This is a genomic window from Prosthecobacter sp. (assembly GCF_044222565.1).
Lineage (GTDB): Bacteria > Verrucomicrobiota > Verrucomicrobiia > Verrucomicrobiales > Verrucomicrobiaceae > Prosthecobacter.
In genome coordinates, this window is the sequence record NZ_JBGANA010000010.1 from 66080 (window position 1) to 83553 (window position 17474).

Below are 17474 nucleotides of genomic sequence, written 5' to 3' on the forward strand. Positions count from 1 at the left end.
GGGTGCTGGCGGAGGGAGCAGACCGTGCGGCATCGAAGCCGAGCGAGGCGAGACAGACGAACGAAGTGAGCCCGAAGGGGAGCAGAGCGAATCAATGCCACGGTCCCAGGGGAGCGCTCAGCGCGGCTGCACGATGGAGGTGCTGGGCAGCAACAAGGCCACCAGAATCAACAATCCGATCAGGCAGATATAGATGACAATGATGATGCCGTAGAACTTCCAAAAGCGCCGCTGCTCCGCGAGAGCCTTCGTGAGGTGCGTAAACGACTGCGATTCCGCGAGCCGGGAAATGTTTGAGGCATAATTGCTCAGCTTCAGCGTCGGATACACGATGAGCATGCCCGTCACGCCATAGAAGAAGGCGGTGCCGACCACGATGCCCCAGCCACCATGGGTGCCTTGCTGGGACAACGCGTTGGCAAGGACGGATTGAAAGAGCAGGATGGCCAGCACGGCCCCAATGAAGAAAATGCAGACGAGCCACATCAGCACCGAGATCAGCCGCACCCAAGGCTTGGTGCCAGTGAGTTCCGCGATGACGGGATACGGCACTCCGCCGGTGGTCGGTTTTTGGGGCATTGCCCCACTGGCGGTGGGGGCGGCGTAGGGATTGACGCTTTGTGGCTGCGGCGCCGCGGGTTTCCGGAGCGGAGCGCTGGCGGGCGCGACAATGGTGCGGGTCTGCGGGGTGGCAGCTGCGGGGGCAGCGCTGGCGGGGGCCGTGGTGGTGCCGGCGAGTTCTGGCAGAGCCACCCATCCGTCCATGCCCTCGCGCCAGCCCCAGTCGGTCGCCTCAAAGTAGCCGGATTTGAGGCCTTCCTGGATTTGTGAGGCGTCAAAGGAGCCGAGTTCCTCGCCGTCGCGGGTGATTAAGTAGTCGCTCATGGATGTGAAGCTCTTAATAGCGCCCCGCCTCCCATGTCGAGGAATTTTTGGAGTGCATGGCGGGCGGTGGCTCAGTGAATCCGCGTCGCAAAAAAGGTCGTGAAGCCAAGCAGCAGAGCTGCGCAGAGGTAGAGGAGCGTGAGGATGCCGCAGAATCTCCAGACCCGCCGCTGCTCCGCGAGCGCCACAGCCAGGTCGGCGGGGGACTGGGTTTGCGACAGCCGGGCGATGTTGTCGGCGTAGTTGCTCAGCTTCAGCGCGGGATAAAGAAGGAGAAAGGTGAGGAGCGTGCAAACCGCCGCCACAAGGAGAGTCCGCGTGTCCCTGCTGAGGTGCTGCGCCCGCAGAGCGGCCCATGAGCTGTCTCCATTGAATGCCAGAAACAGACCAGCGAGAATGATCAGCACACAAACGATCGCCATGACCGAGGAGATGAGCCGCAGCCACGGCCAGGTGCGGGAGAGTTCTGACATCACGGATGGCGTGATCATGGCGCTGGCCGCAGCCCTTGCCTGGACCATGGTGGCGGCGATGGGATTGAGCGTCGCTGGTTTCGGAATGTCAGGTTCTTCAAGTGCCGGGCCCAATTCGAGTGAAGGAGCCTGGATGGAGGCAGGCGCCTGGACGGAGCCGACAATTTCCGTCAGCACCTTCCAGCCGTCGGCCTCGCACCAGGCCAGATCAGACACGCGAAAAAACTTGGTTTCGAGGCCCTTTTCAATCTGGGAGGTGGTGTAGGTGCCAAGGTCCTGACCTTCGCGTGTGATCAAATAGGCGCTCATGGGCATGCGGTTCCCAGCAGTGACCATGCCCAGATGGAGGGATGTTTTTTGGGGGGCGATGCTGGGAGCGAGAATCAATGCTGGGAGCGCGGCACTCCGGAGCTGGGAGCGCGGCACTCCGATGCCGCTCTGGTCGAGCGGCCGCAGAATTCCCAAGTCCGCCCAATGCCTCTCGGGTGGGCGGTAACGAGAGTGTGCTTGCTCCCTTGGGGGGGGCTGGCGGAATGGCAGACCGTGCGGCATCGGAGTGCCGCGGTCCCAGGGGGGCGCTCTGGTCGAGTGGCCGCAGAATTCCCAAGTCCGCCCAATGCCTCTCGGGTGGGCGGTGACGATTGTGTGCTTTCTCCCTTTGGGGGCTGGTGGAGTTGCAGACCGTGCGGCATCGGAGTGCCGCGGTCCCAGGATTCCCGGCGCTACTTCGGCAGCATGGTCAGGTACTGGTCGTTCATCTGCTTCACCTTGGTGCGCATAGGCTCGAGCTGGGGCTGGAGCTTGGCGAGTTCGGCGGTGGCTTCGGCGATGATCTTGTCCTTCTCGGGGATCTCCTTGGTGGCGGCGGCGATGGTGGCTTCGGCGTCGGATTTCTTCTTCTTGGCACCTTCGAATTCACCGCTGGCCTTGGCGACTTCGGCTTTCTTGGCGTCGAGAACCTTCTGCTCGGCATCGAGCTTGCCGTGGGCGGCGGCGTAGGCTTGTTCGAGGGGCGGCAGGGCAGTTTTGGCGGCGGCGATGGCGGCATTGATCGGCGCGATATTGGCAGCGTAGTCTTTCTCGATGGCGGCGGGAGCGGCCTGCTTTTCGGCGAGGGCCTTGCCCTGGGCTTCGATTTCCTTCTGAATAGCTTCGCGCTGGCCGCGCAGCGGAGCGGCCTGTTTCTCGGCGGTGGCGAGTTCGCTCTTGGCCTGGGCCAGCTGCTGCTCGGCAGTCTTCACGGCAGCAAGGGCTTTGTTGACGCTCTGGGTGCTGGCGGCACTGGCGGCCTTGGCGGCATCGCGGGCTTTGGACGCGTCATTGCGGGAGTTTTTCTTGGCGGCGGCTTCACCTTCGGCTGCCTTGACGGCATTGGCGATGTCTGCGGCGGCCTTTTCAGCGTCGGCGACCTTGGCGGTGAGGGCGGCATCGCCGGCTTTGGCAGCGAGTTCCTTCTTGGCTGCGGCCACGGCATCGGCGGCGGGCTTTCCTTTGCCACGGGTATCGTTCAGGGCCTTTTCAGCGGCGGTCTGCGCGGTCGTGGCGGCGGCCAGCGCGGCTTCCGCATCTTTCTCGGCCTTGGCTTTGGCGGTCTGATCTGCCGTGGCGTCTGCCTGGGCCTTTTTGGCGGCAGCCAGCGCGGCATCCTTCGGTGCCACGGCATCCTGCTTGGCCTTCACTGCTTTTTCAGGGGCAGCGAGCTTGGCGGCGACTTCGGCGAGGCTCTTCTTCTTGCCCTCGATGACCTTGGCGATGTCTTCGGCAGCCTTCTTGGCAGCGGCGATGCCTTCGTCCTTGGCTTTCGCAGCAGCCGCGAGTTCGGCCTCCTTGGTGGTGATGATGGTTTTCTGCTCGTTCACCTTGGCGGCGGCAACGGCGTCGGCATCACGCGTGGGCTTGATGGATGTCTCAAGACCGCCCTGCTCGCCCTGCAGCTTCTTCAGAGCGGCTTCCAGTCCAGGCTGTGCGGCGGTGGATTCTGCGATGGCTTTCTTGGACTCTTCGATGCGTGCGGCGGCAGAGACCTTGGCGGCTTCCGCATCTTTTTTGGCTTCGGTGAAGTCGTTGAAATCCTCTTCCAGCTTGGCGAGCTTTTCCTTCTCGGCCAGCACGCCGGTATTGAACTGGGCGGCCTTCAGTGCGGTGGGAACTTTTTGCAGGATGCCGATTTCATCGCTGGCAGACTTAGCGGCGGCCTGGGCTGCGGCGAGGGCGGTCTTGCCGGCGGCGGCGTTGCCTTCAGCACCTTTGATGCGATCCGGGCCTGCCTTCACGAGGGCGGGCAGCTTGGGCAGCTCGGCCTTCTTGGCGGCGATGCCTTCTGCGGTGGCTTTAATCTTGGCGTCGGTTTCCGCGATCAGCTTGTCCAGATCCGCAGGCGCAGCAGGGGCGGTGCCGAGTTCAGCCTTGGCTTTGGCGAGTGCGGCGGAAAGCTGATCGGCCCTGGCCTTGGCTGGGGCGATCTTCTGCTGCTCGGCTTTCGCAGCGGCGAGCTTGCCTTCGCTGTCTTTGACCTTGGCTGTGAGAGCGGCGTCTCCGGCTTTGGCGGCGAGTTCTTTTTTGGCTGCTTCGAGCGCTGCGGTGGCATCGGCCACGGCTTTGTCAGCGGCGGGCAGCTTGGCAGCCTCTGCAGAGACAGGGGCGAGCTCCTTTTCCTGCGCGGCGATCTTGGCGGATTTTTCGGCGAAGGCTTTGATGGCGGCAGTGCGTGCGGCCTTGTCCTGCTCGGCCTTGGTGCGTGCGGCTTTCAAGGTGGCAAGGGTCTTTTCGTCATTGGCGATCTCGCCAGGGAGGTTCTTGCTGCGAGCCTCGGTGGCGGCAACTTCCGCACGGGTTTTGGCCAGCGCTTCATCGCGTGCCTTGGCATCTGCCTCGGCGGATTTGATGGCAGCCTGCAGGGCGGGCAGCTTGGCGGTGAGCTCGGCCGTGCGCTGCTCGGTCTGCACGATGCGCTGGGAGATCTGCGAAGGATTGCTGGTGAGCTGGCCGGTCTCTGCGAGTTGTGGTGCGGCGATGTTCCAGATCTTGATCTCTCCGCGCCAGTTGGCGGAGATGGCGGATTTGGAATCAAACAGCGCCACGACTTTGGTGACGAGATCGCCTTGGCTGGCGGCTTCGCCGAGCTTGTTGCCATTGATATCCCAGACGCGGACGAGGCCGTCGTTGCCCGAGGAGACGATCTTGCCGTCCGGTGTGAAAGAGACGGACTGAACGCCGCCGCCGTGAGCGGCCCAGTTTTTCACCTGCTTGCCCTCATTCATTTCCCAGGTGCTGATGGTGCCGTCCATGGAGCAGGAGGCGAGGATGTTGGAGTCGGCACGCCAGGCGACGTCCACGCAGGAGCCTTTGTGCTGGCCGAGGATGTAGAATTCGCCGCCGTTGTCGGCTTCCCAGACGTTGACGTTGCCGTTGCGGTCGCTGGTGGCCAGCAGCACGCCATCGGGACTGAAGGCGGTGCTCATGACCCACTCGGTGTGCTTGTTGATGACGTATTCCTCTTCGCCGTTGGCGGTGTTGTACACCTTCACCTTTTTCGAGGGGCTGCCGAGGGCGATGAGCTTGTGGTCAGGGCTGATGTCCGCGGACATGACCTGATCGAACTCTTTTCCCACGGCTGTGATGCGTTTGCCGGTTTTGACATCCCAGACGACGGCGTGGCCGAACTTGCCACCGCGGCCGCCGCCCATCACGAGCAGAGAGCCATTGCGGCTGAAGCGCAGGCTGCGCGCGTAGCCTTCGGTGTAGGGGAAGATGCCCACGAGCTGCTTTGTGTCCGTGTCGTAGAGCAGGATCTGCTTTGGCGCGGCCAGCGCCATCAGCGAGGTCCACGGGCTGGCGGCCATGGCGGTGATGGCCGTGGTGTGCTGGGTGACGATGACAGGCTCCAGCAGAACGTGCTCTGGCTTGGCGATGGGGCCTTCCGGCTTGCCACCGGTGACGGCCACGGCCATGTCCACCTTCGGCTTGGCAGATTTTTTGGCGACGCTTGACTTGGTGTCCAGCACGCCGCCTTTGACCCATGCGGCGATGAGATCGAGATCCTTCGGTCCCAGCGGCGCGCCTTCCGGCGGCATGAAGGGCTCTTCTTTCTTGGCGCAAGTGCTCCAGATGCGGCTGCTGTCAGGATTGCCGGGATCGACAATGGAACCACCGCCGCCGCCGGTCATGAGGGCACCGAAGCTGGTCAGGTCGAGGTCGCCTTTTTTCTTGTCCGGGTTGTGGCAGGAGAAGCACTTGTTCTCCAGCAGCGGGCGGATGTGGTCCTGGTAGGTGATCTTCTCCCCAGAATCCTGGGCACGAAGGGACACTGCGGCGAGGGCCGCGCAAGTCAGCGAAAGGGTGGTTTTGGACAGCATAGAGGGGTGGCGTCCTGAATTACGCCACAGAAGGGCGGGGCCTTTCGCCGGTGGTGCGAGACACTGCAAATCTTGTCATTGCCCGGCCTTATCCTGCCAGTAGGCGTCGTCCCGCCAGTGAGCGCAGAGATTTCTCTGCTGGAGGAAGTTGCGGATGACGATGGTCAGCATCGTGACCGCCAGGATGATAATGGCCCATTCGGAGACAAGCTCCAAAGGCGTGAGATGCCCGCTGCTGTCGGTAGGGCTGGGTTCTTTAGCTCCGATGAGGTTCAGGGGGACGTGAATGAGAATCAACGTCTCCATGATAATGAGCAGGGGGCCGAAAGGAACGTGCACATTGATGACATCCCGGCGTTTGCGACTGTAATGCCGCAGGTCCCGCAGGCAGAACAGCGGCATGAACAGGCTGGCGATGGGCACGAACCACCAAAGCCCGGACGCATTGCTGCGGCGGATCATGTCTCCTCCATAAACCCGCTTCAGGGAGGCAAAGGCACAGCCCTGCCACACGGCGACGGCGATGGCGCTGAAGAGCGTTGCGAACAGGGCGGTCTGGTAGCCCACAGCTCCGGAGAAAAAAGAAAGGGATCTTGGCAGCCATTTTTGTTCGTTGGCCGCATTCAGTGCATCGGGAAGTCCCGCCAGAACCATCGACCAGCTGAGGATCTCAAAGAGCAGCGCCGCGCTGGCGAGGAACATGCCAAACCAAAGAGCGGGGTGCAGACTGGGGTCCGGCTGCACGTCCAGGGAAGCCTGTGGCGGTGCGTAAACAGCGGAGGCCGCAGGCTGGCTGTCATCGAAAGGCTGTGCATTCGTGAACGGTGCCGGGGCCTCGGACGGCGCGTCTGGCAGGGCTGGCATGCCTGCGATGACTCCGCCCAGAGCGGTCCATTCCGCCTCGCCCGCCTTCCTAACACGGGTGTCGTCCTGCAAGCGTCCGCGTTTGTGGAGGCCGTGCAGCATGGCATCGCTGATGGGGCCAAAGGTGGTCTCGCCGCGCAGGTAGTACCATTCATTCATGGAACTGGCAGCAAGGAGCTGTTGCCGGGCAAAAGCAAGAGCCAGACTGGGAGAGCGGGCTGCCAGCCGCGCTCTCCTGATGTCTCAAAGTGCCATCCGGTTGACTACTTGCCCAGCTTGTAGATCGCTCCGTTCCAGTCGAGCACCAGCATCTCGCCGGCGGCGTTGGCGCAGAAGGCGGTGGGCTTGACCAGCACGGTGGGCTTTTTCTTGGGATCGGTGGCAGGGGTCTGCGGGCTGGTGTAGAGAAGGTCATTGCCCAGTTCCTTGCCGCTGTCGTCCGTCTTGAGTGCCCAGATTTTGCCGAGGATGAAATCTCCATAGACATACTTGCCCTGGAGTTCGGGGAGCGCCTTGCCGGTGTAAACGATGCCACCGGTGATGCTGAGGCCGTCGGCGTGATTGTAAGCGTGGACGGGCTCGATGAGCTTGAGGTCGGCGGGGGGCGTGTCGGTGTTCAGCGGGAAGGCGGCAGGGCCTTCGCGATACTGCCAGCCGTAGTTGCCGCCGTTGGTGATCCAGTTGATCTCTTCCCAGATATCCTGGCCCACATCGGCGCACCAGAGGTGGCCTTTGGCGTCAAAGCTCAGTCCCCAGGGATTGCGGATGCCGTTCGCATAGATCTGCGGCAGCGCGTTCACGCCGCTGGCGTAGGGGTTGTCGGCGGGGATGCCGTAGGCCTTGGCGTAGTCGCGATTGTCCACGTCGATGCGGAGGATCTTGCCGTAGAGCGTGGCATTGAGCTGGGACATCTTGAGCTCGCCGTTGCGCTTCGAGTTGTCGCCCACGCCGATGTAGAGGAAGCCATCGGGGCCAAAGAGGATGTTGCCGCCGTGGTGGTTCCAGTTCACCAGCGGGATTTCGAGCAGGCTGCGCTCGGTGCTTTCGTCGGCTTTGTCGCCATTCGCCTTCATCTCGGTGATGATGAGGCGCTTGGGCTTCTGCATCGTGTAGCAGAGGTAAAAGAGGCCGTTGTCCTTGAACTTCGGGTGGAAGGCCAGGCCATTAAGTCCTTCTTCAAAAAGGCCGTCCTTTGCCTCCATGCCACGCGTGGAGAGATCGAGGAATGTCTTCGCCTCGGCGGCTGCTTCGTCTTTCGGCAGGATGAGGATTTTGCCACGCTGCAGCGCCAGGAATTCGCGCCCGCTGCCATCGTTCGGCACCACCACCGCGATCGGCCGCTCGGTGGGGAGCTTTTCATAAACACGGGTCAGCTTGTGGGTGTCGGCAGCAAGAGCCGCGGAAGAGAGGAAGGCGAGACAGAGAAGGGAGCGCATAGGTTCGAGATAGTCAGTCTATGCGGGCCGAGTCTTGCAGGGCAATGAAGATTTTTTCGCGGGGCGGGGAGAATCGAAATTGTCATCAAGGCACGGGTTTCATAGGCTGGCCACATTATGAAACCGGCTGCGTGCCATCTGCCCAGAATCATGCTGCTGATAGCCGGCCTGGGCTTTGTGGCGTGTAGAAGTTCACCAGCACTGTTGCCGTCTCGGCCAGCAGCCAAGTCAGAGCCCAGACCAGACTATTCCACCCGCCGCATCGGAGGTCGTGAAACGCTGAAGCTGCCCGGCATCGGCACCATTCACGCAGACCATCGGCTGGATGTGGAGAATGGCATGTTGATGTCTGGCCGGGTGTTTTTGGAAGTCGCATTGCCCCCTCCAGGTGAAAAACCCATGTTCCTGTATGCCTACGCAGACAGGGCCCGCTGCGAAACTAAGAGAACCATGCTCTATCTGGAGGGATGGGCAGTCGTCGAAGGCCCCCATTGGGTGGTTCGGGCTACAGAAGCTGACACGCGGATCGCTTTCGACGAGACTGGAAAAGTGACCATTGTAGGCAAACATGAAACTTTCTAAAACTGGGTGGGGCCTCCTTCGGAGTTCCTCCCAAGTTTCATTTGCCTTCAAGGGTCAAAGAAATAGAATCTAACTCATGAGTCTGGAAACCCTCATGGAAGAAGCGCGCAAGCTGGGCGAACAGGAGCGTCGCCGTCTGGCAGCCTTCTTGACGACGCTCAGGGGGGCTTCCGAACCAAGCTTCGCGGAGGAAATGGCCCGCAGGATTGATGACAATACGCCTGGACATTGGGTGACTTTAGAGGAGCTGACCAAGAGATACGCCGCTGATGCATGATCGAATATCGACTGCTGCTCGCGCATGAGGTCATCGTGTTTCTTGACTCTCTCAAGGCGGCGGATCGGAAGCGATTGATGAAGCGCTTTCTGGATATCACGAGCTATCCGGCGCGATATGCTGACTACGAGGAGCGTGACGCCGTGGGCCGTCGGCTCGATGTGCATATCCATGCAGGCTTCGCCATCGCCTATTGGGAGGACTTCGCCGACCGGCACTTGAAGGTCCTCGATGTCAGGCCAGCCGATCATTGACCGCCCGCGGTTTGCTTCTATCCTGCGCGTCCTAAATTATTCCATGAGCAACGCCACCGCCATCACCCCCACACGCGCCCAAGATTTTCCTGAATGGTACCAGCAGGTCGTTCGTGCCGCCGACATGGCGGAGAACTCCGAGGTGCGCGGCTGCATGGTCATCAAGCCCTGGGGCTACGGCCTGTGGGAAAACATTCAGCGCCAGCTCGATGTGAAGTTCAAGGCTACCGGCCATGTGAACGCCTACTTTCCCTTGCTGATCCCCCTGAGTTACCTGGAAAAAGAAGCGCAGCATGCCGAGGGCTTTGCCACGGAGTGCGCGGTCGTCACGCATCATCGCCTGGAGGCGCAGAAGCAGCCGGACGGCAGCACGAAGATGATCCCCACCGGCGAACTGGCCGAGCCGTTTGTGATTCGCCCCACTTCCGAGACCATCATCGGTGCCGCCTTTGCCCGCTGGGTGGAGAGCTATCGCGATCTGCCGCTGTTGATCAACCAGTGGTGCAACGTCATGCGCTGGGAGATGCGTCCGCGCCTTTTCCTCCGCACCGCCGAGTTCCTCTGGCAGGAAGGCCACACCGCGCACGAGACGGAGGCGGAGGCCATTGAGGAGACGCGTACCATGCACAAGGTGTATGAGGACTTCATGCGCAACCACCTGGCCATTCCCGTGATCCCTGGCGAGAAGACTGAGCGCGAGCGGTTCCCCGGTGCCGTGCAGACATTCACCGTCGAAGCCATGGTGCAGGACAGGAAAGCCATCCAGGCCGGCACCTCCCACTACCTCGGTCAAAACTTTGCCAAGGCTGCGAACATTCAGTTCCTTGGCCGCGACAATACCCGCCAGCTGGCCTACACCACGAGCTGGGGCGTGAGCACGCGCATGATCGGTACCCTGATCATGGCCCATGGCGATGACGATGGCGTCATCATCCCACCTCGCGTGGCTCCAAACCAGATCGTGATCCTGCCCGTGACGCCGAAGCCAGACACCCGCCAGGAAGTCATCGACGCCTGCGAAGCGCTGGCGCAGACTCTGCGCACGCAGACCTTTGCCGGCGAGCCGCTGCGCGTGCACGTGGACAAGCGCGACCTGCAGGGCGGTGCGAAGAACTGGGAGTGGATCAAGAAAGGCGTGCCGATGCGCCTCGAAATGGGACCGCGCGACATCACCAGCCGCAGCGTGGCCGTGTGCCGCCGCGATCAAGGCCCGAAGGCCAAGGAATTTGTGCCGAAGGAAGACTTCATCCAGTCCGTGACCGAGCGCCTGCAGGAGATCCAGGACGCCCTGCTCGCCCGCGCCACCGCGCTGCGGGACTCGAACATGAAGAAGCTCGAAACGCTGGAGGAGTTTAAAGCCTTCTTTGACGAGAAATCCGAAGGCGGCTTTGCCCTGATGCACTGGGCTGGCAGCAGCGCCGAGGAAGAGACGCTGAGCAAGGACATGAAAGTGACCATCCGCTGCATCCCGCACGGCGACCAATTTGCCGAAGAAGGGAAATGCTTCCTCACCGGCAAGCCGAGCACGCGGCGTGTGGTGTTTGCGCGGAGTTATTGAGTAAGGCCACGGCTGACAAATGGGATGTTCTGATCCAGACTTTTTCCTTGTCTGGACCAGACGATACGCAGAAAAGATTCAGCTATGAATTCTTTCAGGCGTTTACTGTGCCAAAGCATCTGTCTTGTTTCGGGTTTCATGGCGGCTTGCGTCATGAATCCTGACCATGTTCATCACACTGTAAAATTGACTCCCAAGCAAGAAGAGATGTACAGGCAGCGTGCTTTGCGTGGCGGATTACGCGATGGCAAATACGTCGAAGCCTCTCGAGACCGGCGAGGATTTCTTTACGTGACGGTCAGAGACTCGGAAACGGTGAATGGTTTGAAGCACGAGTTTAAGGAAGCCGTAATTACAAAGCCTTATTCTAAGGGTTTTTTTCGCTCGCTGTCACCGATGAAAGTTGTGGGTATCGATGAGAAATCTGAAACTGTCTTTCATATTCATGGAAAGGAGTTTCGTGTTCGTCATCACGATGGAATTGATGCATCAACCGTCGTGCAGATTGTGCGGGCTTTATCCAGCCGAAGTTTTTATTTTGACGGCAGTGTCGAAACCTCAGATAGACAGATTCTTCGAAAAACACTCGACACTATGAATGGCCAAATCAATTTGATCACAAAAGAGGCGGAAGGTTTTGTGATCATGTTTGACAACTTTGTTGGCCCAACCTTGGTGCGCAAAAATGGTAGATGGACCGTGACGAGTGTGGGAATGTTTACAAACTAGCGCAAAATCTCCCCCTTCGTCACATCTCCCGGCACGTCGAGCAGCATGATCTGATTGATGGTCTTGAATTGTTTGTGGTCAGCCACACTCCAGACGACCTTTTTGTCCGGGGTCACTTCGATGACCTGGGCCTGCTCGCCGATGTGGCCGTGGCCGAGATAGACGCAGAAGACGGTGTTGCCATTCGGCAGGCGCTGGCAGCCAGCCATGAGGCGCAGGGTGTTGCCGGGGATGTCGTTCTCCTTGAGCTCCCACACGATGTTTTCCTTGGCATCGATCTCGCGCACTTCGTGGCCGTCTCCGCAGGTGATGAGCAGGTGGCCTTCCGGCAGCGGCACGACTTCATGCGGATCGCCGGGGACTTTGATCTGGCGCAGCACTTTGCCATCGCCATCCAGTTCCACGATTTTCTCCTCGCCTTTGAAAGCGACGAGGTAGTGGCCGTTGGCGAGTTTGCGAGTGCCGCGGAACTGGTTGTGCAGCTTGATCTCGGGGGCTGCGGTCAGCTTGATTTCCTTGGCGATCTTGCCGGCGCGATCGACTTCGATGATGCGGCTCGTTCCGCATTCCACGATCATCACCTTGCCATCCGGCAGGGGCTGGCAGGCGTGCACTTCGACTTTCACATCGGTCGGCGCCTTGTATTCCCAGACGATCTTCTTGTCGGGCGTCACCTCCAGAGCGCCGCTGACGAAGCAGAAGAGGTAGTTTCCATTCGGCAGCTTCCAGCAGTCCTGCGGGCTTTTGCAGTCCCACTGCCACTCGATTTTACCCTCGGCGGATACCACGCAGACCTTGCCTCCGCCGTAGTCGCAGCAGAGAAACGGATGGGCTGCGGAAGCCGTAAGGGAGAGGGCGAAGAAAGCGGCGAGAAGGCGAAGCATGGCGGTGGTCGGTTGAGTAGGACCGACATCAACGCACGCGACGGCGCTTTTGCTTCAACGCATTCTTAGCGGATGAAGTAGCTCAGGTTCTCCAGCTCCACCGCCAGATCGACGCTGTTTACCACCACATGCTCCGGCACATCAAGCACGGTGGGGGAGAAATTGAGGATGGCCTGGATGCCGTTATGCACGAGATCGTTGGCCACCACCTGGGCGCTGCTGGCCGGAACGGTGAGGATGGCCATTTTTACATTCTGGCGCCGGATGAACTCTGCCATGTCGGTCATGGCGAGAATGGGCACATTGACCTGCGGCAGCTTGCGTGGGTTCAGGTCGAAGGCAGCGGCGACTTCGAAGCCTTCCTTGCGGAAACCGCCGTAGCGCAGGAGGGCGGACCCGAGATTGCCCACACCCACCAGGATGACGGGCTGCAGCTTGTTCTGCCCAAGCACATCGCCGATGGTGCCGCTGAGCGCATCCACATTGTAGCCCAGCCCTCGGGTGCCAAGCTGGCCGAAGTACGCCAGATCTTTACGCAACTGCGTGGACTTCACCCCGGCAGCCTTGGCCAGGGCCGCAGAAGACACGGTGTCCACCTGATTTTCACGCAGGCGCTGAAGGCAGCGCTGATAGATGGACAGGCGATAGATGGACTTGCGGGGAATGTCTATTTTGGCAGGCATTGGCTGGAACAATGTGAAAATTCACCCGAAAGCAACGAATGTCAACCGAGCTAGGGTGTCAGCCTATTAACGTTGCGGTCCCGCCTGGGGGTCGGCCGATTTCCGAATAGTAGGAGCATCTGGGATGCGCTGCGCCTGCGGAATGTTCAGATTTTGCTCCAGCATCTTGAGAAATTCGATCAGCCCAGGAGTGGCCTTTTTTTGGTCATAGAGCCTTTTTAGAATGGCGTAGCCCTTTTGCCACGAGGCTGGATCACTGGACTGCGCATAGGCATAGCCGGCGAAGCGCTCGGTGTAATTGAGCCCCCCATGCTGAAATGAATTCCAGTAGGCATCCCCGGAAGCCTTGAAGTCCTTGCTGCGGTTCCAGTGTGTGTCTCCAAGCTTCTGCCACAGCCTTGCGTTGTCCGGCAGGATCGTGAGGCCCTCGTTCAGGATGTCGATGCCGCGCTTGACATAGTCAGCATAGAGCTGTCCGCGCAGGGCGGGTTTCAGGTCCTGACTGTAGAGATAGTAGGAGGCCGCATTGTAGGCCATGTGCCAGGAGGCCTCGTCCCAGTAGCGGGGATTGCGCGGCTGCAGGCGGGTCACCAGCCGGTAGTAGCTGTCCACCTGCGCCCAGTTCACGTTGGTGAATTCCACATGGGCGCGCAGCTGAAAGATGCTGGCGGCCAGCCCGCGCAAACCTCCGAGCACGGCGGCCATCCCCATCTGCCCCATATTCTCTCCCACTCCCATGTGCAGAGGCTCATCCACGAGTTTCATGGCCCGCAGATGTTTCGTTATTCCCTGCTCGATGGGCAGCTTGACCAGGCCGAAGACCAGCAGGACGGCGGCGGCTTGAAGTTTGCGTTTCATAGCTCCTTCTCCGCAAAAACCAGGTGGGTGACGAAAAGATACACGGTGATGTACATCGCGGCGATGCCCGACATCTCATACACGGCGGCCAGCGGGACGATCTCGCCGTTCACCACGCTGTCCACAATGTCAAACTGGGCGAGATCAGGGGCAATGGAGGCGAGCGCGAGGGAGGCGATGCGCTTGGCAGTCGCGCCCAGGTGGGGCTGAAAGAAGAATTCACGAATCAGCGACTGACCATGGCCGATGATGGTCATGCAAAAGGCGATCACGATGGTGAAGAGCGTCGAACTCGAAATGCATGAAATCAGCAGCGTCAGCGTAGTGACCACGGCGGCCTTCAGGAAGATGGCGAATACCGCCCAGTGGAGGTTCCAGGTGAGGCCCTGCCTGGCCACGATGGCCTTCAGCTGCGCCACAGCTTCAGGCGTGGCCTGTTTGTCGGCCTCCAGGTGGGCGATGGCGGCGTCAAAGAGCAGGTGCTGCTGCATCCACAGAATGAGGCTGAGCATGGCATCCATGATGAGCAGACCCGAGGCGATGAGCAGCAGCACGCCGCAGAGCTTGCCCAGGAGGTAGTCAAAACGCGGCACCGGCTTGGAGAGGATGGTGTAGAGCGTACGGTCCTCGATGTCCTTGGGCAGCAGGAGCGCCGTGGCGACGATGCCAAACACGATGCTGAACAACTGCAGCGAGCCGAGCGACCACGTTTTGAGCTGGCTGAGCTGCTGCTCGGGATTGAATGCGGAGAAGCCAAAGCTGACGCCCACCAGGAGGATGCAGAACAGCACCAGGAAAGGCAGGATCTTCATGCGCATGAGCTGCGTCATGGTGGCAAGCGCCATGGTCCACACGCGCCAGGGCGAGAAGCTCACACGGGCCGTGGTGACAGCGGCTGGACTGGAGGAGGCGGTGCTCATGATTTTTTTACTTCGTTCGTGGCTGCGAGAAACAGGCGCTCCAGCGTGGTGCGTGGATTGCCGCTGCGCAGCAGCCGTGTTTCGCCGCCTTCCGCTTTGATCAAGGCCTCGATTTGGGCCAGCAGGGCAGGGGAGGCATTCTCCAGCACCATCTCAGTCTGGTTCTCCACCGAGATCAGATCCTGCAGCCGGCCTTCGCGCACCATGCGCCCATGCGCCATGATGCCCACGCGGTCGCACACCTCCTGCATCTGCTCCAGCAGATGGGAGGTGACCAGCACGGTGATACCGCGCTTACGGAATCCGATGATGAGATCGCGGATGGTGCGGGAGCCGGAAGGGTCCACGCCCGCGGTGGGCTCATCCAGCACGAGCAGCTTGGGCTCATGGATGAGAGCCTGTGCCAGGCCAAGGCGCTGCAGCATTCCTTTGGAGTAGCCGCCCACGCGTCGCGTGGCCGCATCTTCCAGTTCGGTGAGCGCCAGCATTTCATCGGCCCGAGATTTCAGCTGGGCACCGCTCATGCCGCACAGCCTGCCATAAAAATGCAGAGTCTCGCGGCCATTGAGGTGCTTGTAGAAATACGGATTTTCCGGCAAAAAGCCTACGCTGTGGCGGCTGGCCACATCCGTGCTCGGGATGCCAAAGATGCTGGTGCTGCCCTCGGTGGGTTTCAGCAGGCCCAGGATGGCCTTCATCGTTGTCGATTTGCCTGAACCATTGGGGCCGATGAGACCATAGACTTCGCCAGCCTGCACGGTGAGCGACACATCGTGCACCGCACGAAACGCGGCTTTGCCGATGTGACCTTTGAAAATCTTGGTCAGATGATTGACGGAAACTGCGGGCGTGGCGCTCATGGAGATTGGGACAGGTTAATCACGCAGAATGCTGAATCCACGCAAGTTCGGGTCTGCGGCGATGGCATTGACCTCGCGCCCTTTAATGTGTGAGCCCAGGCTGCTCTGCTGGATGTCTTCCAGAAAAGCTTCCAGCTCATCCGCTTCAAAAGCCTGCGCCATCATTTCCACGCGGCCGTCGGGCAGGTTTTTGACCCAGCCCGTCACATCAAAGCCGGAGGCGATGCGCTTGGTGCTGTAACGGAAGCCCACGCCCTGGACGCGGCCGGTGTAGAGAACATTTTTGGCGGTCATCATTTGATCAGAAGTTTCAAGGCGGCCCTGGCTTCTTCGCTCGCGGCCTCGATCAGCAGCACGCCGGACTCATCGCGATTTTTCAGCAGGCTGACGAACCGGCCCTGGACGGTAAATTCATTTTCGCCCTTGGTTTCATAGCGCTGCTTCAGGCAGTTGAGCATTGCCGTGTAAAACGCATCAGCGGAGGCCTTGTCCATGAAGAGCGTCTGCCATGCGGCGTGGTCGCGCTTGGCACCGCCATCGGCCGTCCAGGCCAGCAGGCGGTCTGCCACCAAGCCGCGTGCGCCGAGCGCCGCCGGTTCGTCGTCGTTGTAGGTGCGCAATGCGGTCACGCAGGCAAACTTGCCAAGACGGTCGTCGAGGTAGGGCAGCACGCCTTTGAGCTTAACGTCATCGAGTTGTACTTCCACCGTGGCCGGGTGCTCCGGATCGAGATACATTTCCGGCTCGATCACCTCCGCCGTGCTGACGGGGGGGCGGCTGTAAGCTGCATTGAGCTGGGCGAAGCTGTCTGCGCTGTGCAGGGTCTGGGCAAAATCAAATCCACGGCTGAACGGAAACAAATAGAGCTCCCGCAGAAAGGCCGGCATGGGCACCTGGTTCAGCGGATGGTCTGGATCTTCAGGCGGCAGATCATCCTTCGGCGCCGAAGCTGGCTTCTGCAGGGAATGCAGGAAGCGTGTGAGCGCCGCGTCCCCGGTGATCAGGGAATCGCGGGCCAGCCGCATGTCTGTTTTCAGTGCTCCATGCTGGGGCTGATAAAGGATGTCGCCGTACTCGCGCAGCAGCTGTCCGAAGGCGATGCCCAGCGGCTCGTTGGAGGTGATCGAAGGACCAGAGGCGGTGGCGGGATCGATGGTGAACATGGTCTCCGACTCCTCGTCATACCAGCCGCCCAGCTGGCGGGAGAGCATGGCGGCGCGTAGCGGAAGGGGATCGATGGCTTCAGGAATCCAGCCCAGTGCCGCGAGTCCGCGCGCGAATTTTTTGGCTTCATCATTCGGCTGCTGGCGTTTCAGCCAGGCCAGGATCACGAGCTCCACCTCCATCTGGCTCACTTCCGTGGTCACCAGCGGCAGCGCGCGCAGATTGCGCATCTTCATCATCTCCAGTCCCATGCCGACAAAGTCAGGAGCCACATCCTCGGCTTTCGCATCCATCTTCGGTGCGTTCTTCGCGCCCAGCATGCCCAGCTTCTGGATCATCTGCGCATTCTCGTCTTTCAGCGCGTCATTCTGTCCCTGAAGATATTCAATCTGCCCTTCCAGCAGCACGATCTGCTTTTTCAGGTCCTCCACGATCTTGTCGGCTGCCGCATTGGGAACCTCTTCGGACTTTGTGGGGGATGCAGCTGCGGTTTTCTCCGGAGTTGCGGAAGCCGTTGGTTTTGCAGGCTTCGTCTGCGGCAGCAAAAAGGCAGCCGCACCCCCGAGCGCGAGGAGGACAAAAAGCAGGGCGGCCGGGTTGATCTTCATCATGAAACCATGCAGCGGGAAAGCGGCGCGGGCAATACGGCGCGCTGTTTTTCCGCGTACTTTTCCACTTGGCGCACGCTTGAT

17 protein-coding genes are annotated in these 17474 nt (G+C 60.5%); 5 read left to right on the plus strand and 12 right to left on the minus strand.

From position 1 onward, the window contains the following. Nucleotides 1–117: 117 nt before the first annotated feature. The 5 genes from ACILSR_RS15975 to ACILSR_RS15995 all read right to left on the minus strand — a co-directional run bounded on the left by ACILSR_RS15975 (nucleotide 118) and on the right by ACILSR_RS15995 (nucleotide 8013). Complete coding sequence (locus ACILSR_RS15975) at nucleotides 118–885, minus strand: DUF4339 domain-containing protein (protein ID WP_395750787.1); 768 nt, start codon at nucleotides 883–885, stop codon at nucleotides 118–120. 71 nt (nucleotides 886–956) lie between these two features. Next, nucleotides 957–1667, minus strand: a complete 711-nt coding sequence (locus ACILSR_RS15980) for a hypothetical protein (protein ID WP_395750788.1) — start codon at nucleotides 1665–1667, stop codon at nucleotides 957–959. A 413-nt stretch (nucleotides 1668–2080) separates the two neighbouring features. Then, on the minus strand, nucleotides 2081–5713 hold the full coding sequence (locus ACILSR_RS15985) for a c-type cytochrome domain-containing protein (protein ID WP_395750789.1): 3633 nt from the start codon (nucleotides 5711–5713) through the stop codon (nucleotides 2081–2083). Between the two features lie 75 nt (nucleotides 5714–5788). Further along, a complete protein-coding gene (locus tag ACILSR_RS15990; RefSeq protein WP_395750790.1) occupies nucleotides 5789–6736 on the minus strand; it encodes a GYF domain-containing protein in 948 nt (315 codons plus the stop codon). Between the two features lie 104 nt (nucleotides 6737–6840). Beyond that, the gene (locus ACILSR_RS15995) at nucleotides 6841–8013 is read right to left on the minus strand and encodes a PQQ-dependent sugar dehydrogenase (RefSeq protein WP_395750791.1); all 1173 of its coding nucleotides are present in this window, start codon (nucleotides 8011–8013) and stop codon (nucleotides 6841–6843) included. A gap of 150 nt (nucleotides 8014–8163) precedes the next feature. On the opposite strand from ACILSR_RS15995, the gene ACILSR_RS16000 reads away from it, so the two are divergent. The 5 genes from ACILSR_RS16000 (at nucleotide 8164) to ACILSR_RS16020 (ending at nucleotide 11413) form a co-directional block, all read left to right on the plus strand. Beyond that, the gene (locus tag ACILSR_RS16000) at nucleotides 8164–8595 is read left to right on the plus strand and encodes a hypothetical protein (protein WP_395750792.1); all 432 of its coding nucleotides are present in this window, start codon (nucleotides 8164–8166) and stop codon (nucleotides 8593–8595) included. A gap of 76 nt (nucleotides 8596–8671) precedes the next feature. After that, nucleotides 8672–8872, plus strand: coding sequence for a hypothetical protein (locus ACILSR_RS16005; protein ID WP_395750793.1), 201 nt, complete (start codon nucleotides 8672–8674; stop codon nucleotides 8870–8872). Further along, nucleotides 8869–9126: a hypothetical protein gene (locus ACILSR_RS16010; protein ID WP_395750794.1), complete on the plus strand. Its 258-nt coding sequence runs from the start codon at nucleotides 8869–8871 to the stop codon at nucleotides 9124–9126. Before ACILSR_RS16005 ends, ACILSR_RS16010 begins: the two co-directional genes overlap by 4 nt. A gap of 43 nt (nucleotides 9127–9169) precedes the next feature. Next, nucleotides 9170–10684: a proline--tRNA ligase gene (proS, locus tag ACILSR_RS16015; RefSeq protein ID WP_395750795.1), complete on the plus strand. Its 1515-nt coding sequence runs from the start codon at nucleotides 9170–9172 to the stop codon at nucleotides 10682–10684. A gap of 153 nt (nucleotides 10685–10837) precedes the next feature. Then, nucleotides 10838–11413 carry a hypothetical protein gene (locus tag ACILSR_RS16020; protein ID WP_395750796.1) on the plus strand — a complete coding sequence of 192 codons (576 nt, stop codon included), beginning with the start codon at nucleotides 10838–10840 and terminating at the stop codon, nucleotides 11411–11413. Here the strand turns inward: ACILSR_RS16020 and ACILSR_RS16025 are convergent. The 7 genes from ACILSR_RS16025 to ACILSR_RS16055 form a co-directional block, all read right to left on the minus strand. Further along, nucleotides 11410–12297, minus strand: coding sequence for a YncE family protein (locus ACILSR_RS16025; protein WP_395750797.1), 888 nt, complete (start codon nucleotides 12295–12297; stop codon nucleotides 11410–11412). The two genes, ACILSR_RS16020 and ACILSR_RS16025, sit on opposite strands and share 4 nt — an antisense overlap. A 65-nt stretch (nucleotides 12298–12362) precedes the next feature. After that, nucleotides 12363–12980 carry a redox-sensing transcriptional repressor Rex gene (locus ACILSR_RS16030; RefSeq protein WP_395750798.1) on the minus strand — a complete coding sequence of 206 codons (618 nt, stop codon included), beginning with the start codon at nucleotides 12978–12980 and terminating at the stop codon, nucleotides 12363–12365. Nucleotides 12981–13046: 66 nt separating this feature from the next. Further along, nucleotides 13047–13838: a hypothetical protein gene (locus tag ACILSR_RS16035; RefSeq protein WP_395750799.1), complete on the minus strand. Its 792-nt coding sequence runs from the start codon at nucleotides 13836–13838 to the stop codon at nucleotides 13047–13049. Beyond that, the gene (locus ACILSR_RS16040; protein ID WP_395750800.1) at nucleotides 13835–14758 is read right to left on the minus strand and encodes a hypothetical protein; all 924 of its coding nucleotides are present in this window, start codon (nucleotides 14756–14758) and stop codon (nucleotides 13835–13837) included. Before ACILSR_RS16040 ends, ACILSR_RS16035 begins: the two co-directional genes overlap by 4 nt. Beyond that, nucleotides 14755–15618, minus strand: a complete 864-nt coding sequence (locus ACILSR_RS16045; protein WP_395750801.1) for an ABC transporter ATP-binding protein — start codon at nucleotides 15616–15618, stop codon at nucleotides 14755–14757. Before ACILSR_RS16045 ends, ACILSR_RS16040 begins: the two co-directional genes overlap by 4 nt. A gap of 15 nt (nucleotides 15619–15633) precedes the next feature. Beyond that, the gene (locus ACILSR_RS16050) at nucleotides 15634–15915 is read right to left on the minus strand and encodes an acylphosphatase (RefSeq protein ID WP_395750802.1); all 282 of its coding nucleotides are present in this window, start codon (nucleotides 15913–15915) and stop codon (nucleotides 15634–15636) included. Next, entirely contained in the window at nucleotides 15912–17393 is a 1482-nt protein-coding gene (locus tag ACILSR_RS16055; RefSeq protein WP_395750803.1) for a hypothetical protein, read from the minus strand. The genes ACILSR_RS16050 and ACILSR_RS16055 overlap by 4 nt, the downstream gene beginning before the upstream one ends. Nucleotides 17394–17474 lie beyond the last annotated feature (81 nt).

Excerpts from the sequence above, each read along its gene's own strand:
- ACILSR_RS16010 (WP_395750794.1), top strand. The coding sequence starts at position 8,869 with ATGATCGAATATCGACTGCTGCTCGCGCATGAGGTCATCGTGTTTCTT.
- ACILSR_RS15990 (WP_395750790.1), bottom strand. The coding sequence starts at position 6,736 with ATGAATGAATGGTACTACCTGCGCGGCGAGACCACCTTTGGCCCCATC.
- proS (WP_395750795.1), top strand. The coding sequence starts at position 9,170 with ATGAGCAACGCCACCGCCATCACCCCCACACGCGCCCAAGATTTTCCT.
- ACILSR_RS15975 (WP_395750787.1), bottom strand. The coding sequence starts at position 885 with ATGAGCGACTACTTAATCACCCGCGACGGCGAGGAACTCGGCTCCTTT.
- ACILSR_RS16000 (WP_395750792.1), top strand. The coding sequence starts at position 8,164 with ATGCTGCTGATAGCCGGCCTGGGCTTTGTGGCGTGTAGAAGTTCACCA.
- ACILSR_RS15985 (WP_395750789.1), bottom strand. The coding sequence starts at position 5,713 with ATGCTGTCCAAAACCACCCTTTCGCTGACTTGCGCGGCCCTCGCCGCA.
- ACILSR_RS16035 (WP_395750799.1), bottom strand. The coding sequence starts at position 13,838 with ATGAAACGCAAACTTCAAGCCGCCGCCGTCCTGCTGGTCTTCGGCCTG.
- ACILSR_RS16050 (WP_395750802.1), bottom strand. The coding sequence starts at position 15,915 with ATGATGACCGCCAAAAATGTTCTCTACACCGGCCGCGTCCAGGGCGTG.
- ACILSR_RS16005 (WP_395750793.1), top strand. The coding sequence starts at position 8,672 with ATGAGTCTGGAAACCCTCATGGAAGAAGCGCGCAAGCTGGGCGAACAG.
- ACILSR_RS15995 (WP_395750791.1), bottom strand. The coding sequence starts at position 8,013 with ATGCGCTCCCTTCTCTGTCTCGCCTTCCTCTCTTCCGCGGCTCTTGCT.
- ACILSR_RS16025 (WP_395750797.1), bottom strand. The coding sequence starts at position 12,297 with ATGCTTCGCCTTCTCGCCGCTTTCTTCGCCCTCTCCCTTACGGCTTCC.
- ACILSR_RS16055 (WP_395750803.1), bottom strand. The coding sequence starts at position 17,393 with ATGATGAAGATCAACCCGGCCGCCCTGCTTTTTGTCCTCCTCGCGCTC.
- ACILSR_RS16030 (WP_395750798.1), bottom strand. The coding sequence starts at position 12,980 with ATGCCTGCCAAAATAGACATTCCCCGCAAGTCCATCTATCGCCTGTCC.
- ACILSR_RS16020 (WP_395750796.1), top strand. The coding sequence starts at position 10,838 with ATGAATCCTGACCATGTTCATCACACTGTAAAATTGACTCCCAAGCAA.
- ACILSR_RS16045 (WP_395750801.1), bottom strand. The coding sequence starts at position 15,618 with ATGAGCGCCACGCCCGCAGTTTCCGTCAATCATCTGACCAAGATTTTC.
- ACILSR_RS16040 (WP_395750800.1), bottom strand. The coding sequence starts at position 14,758 with ATGAGCACCGCCTCCTCCAGTCCAGCCGCTGTCACCACGGCCCGTGTG.
- ACILSR_RS15980 (WP_395750788.1), bottom strand. The coding sequence starts at position 1,667 with ATGAGCGCCTATTTGATCACACGCGAAGGTCAGGACCTTGGCACCTAC.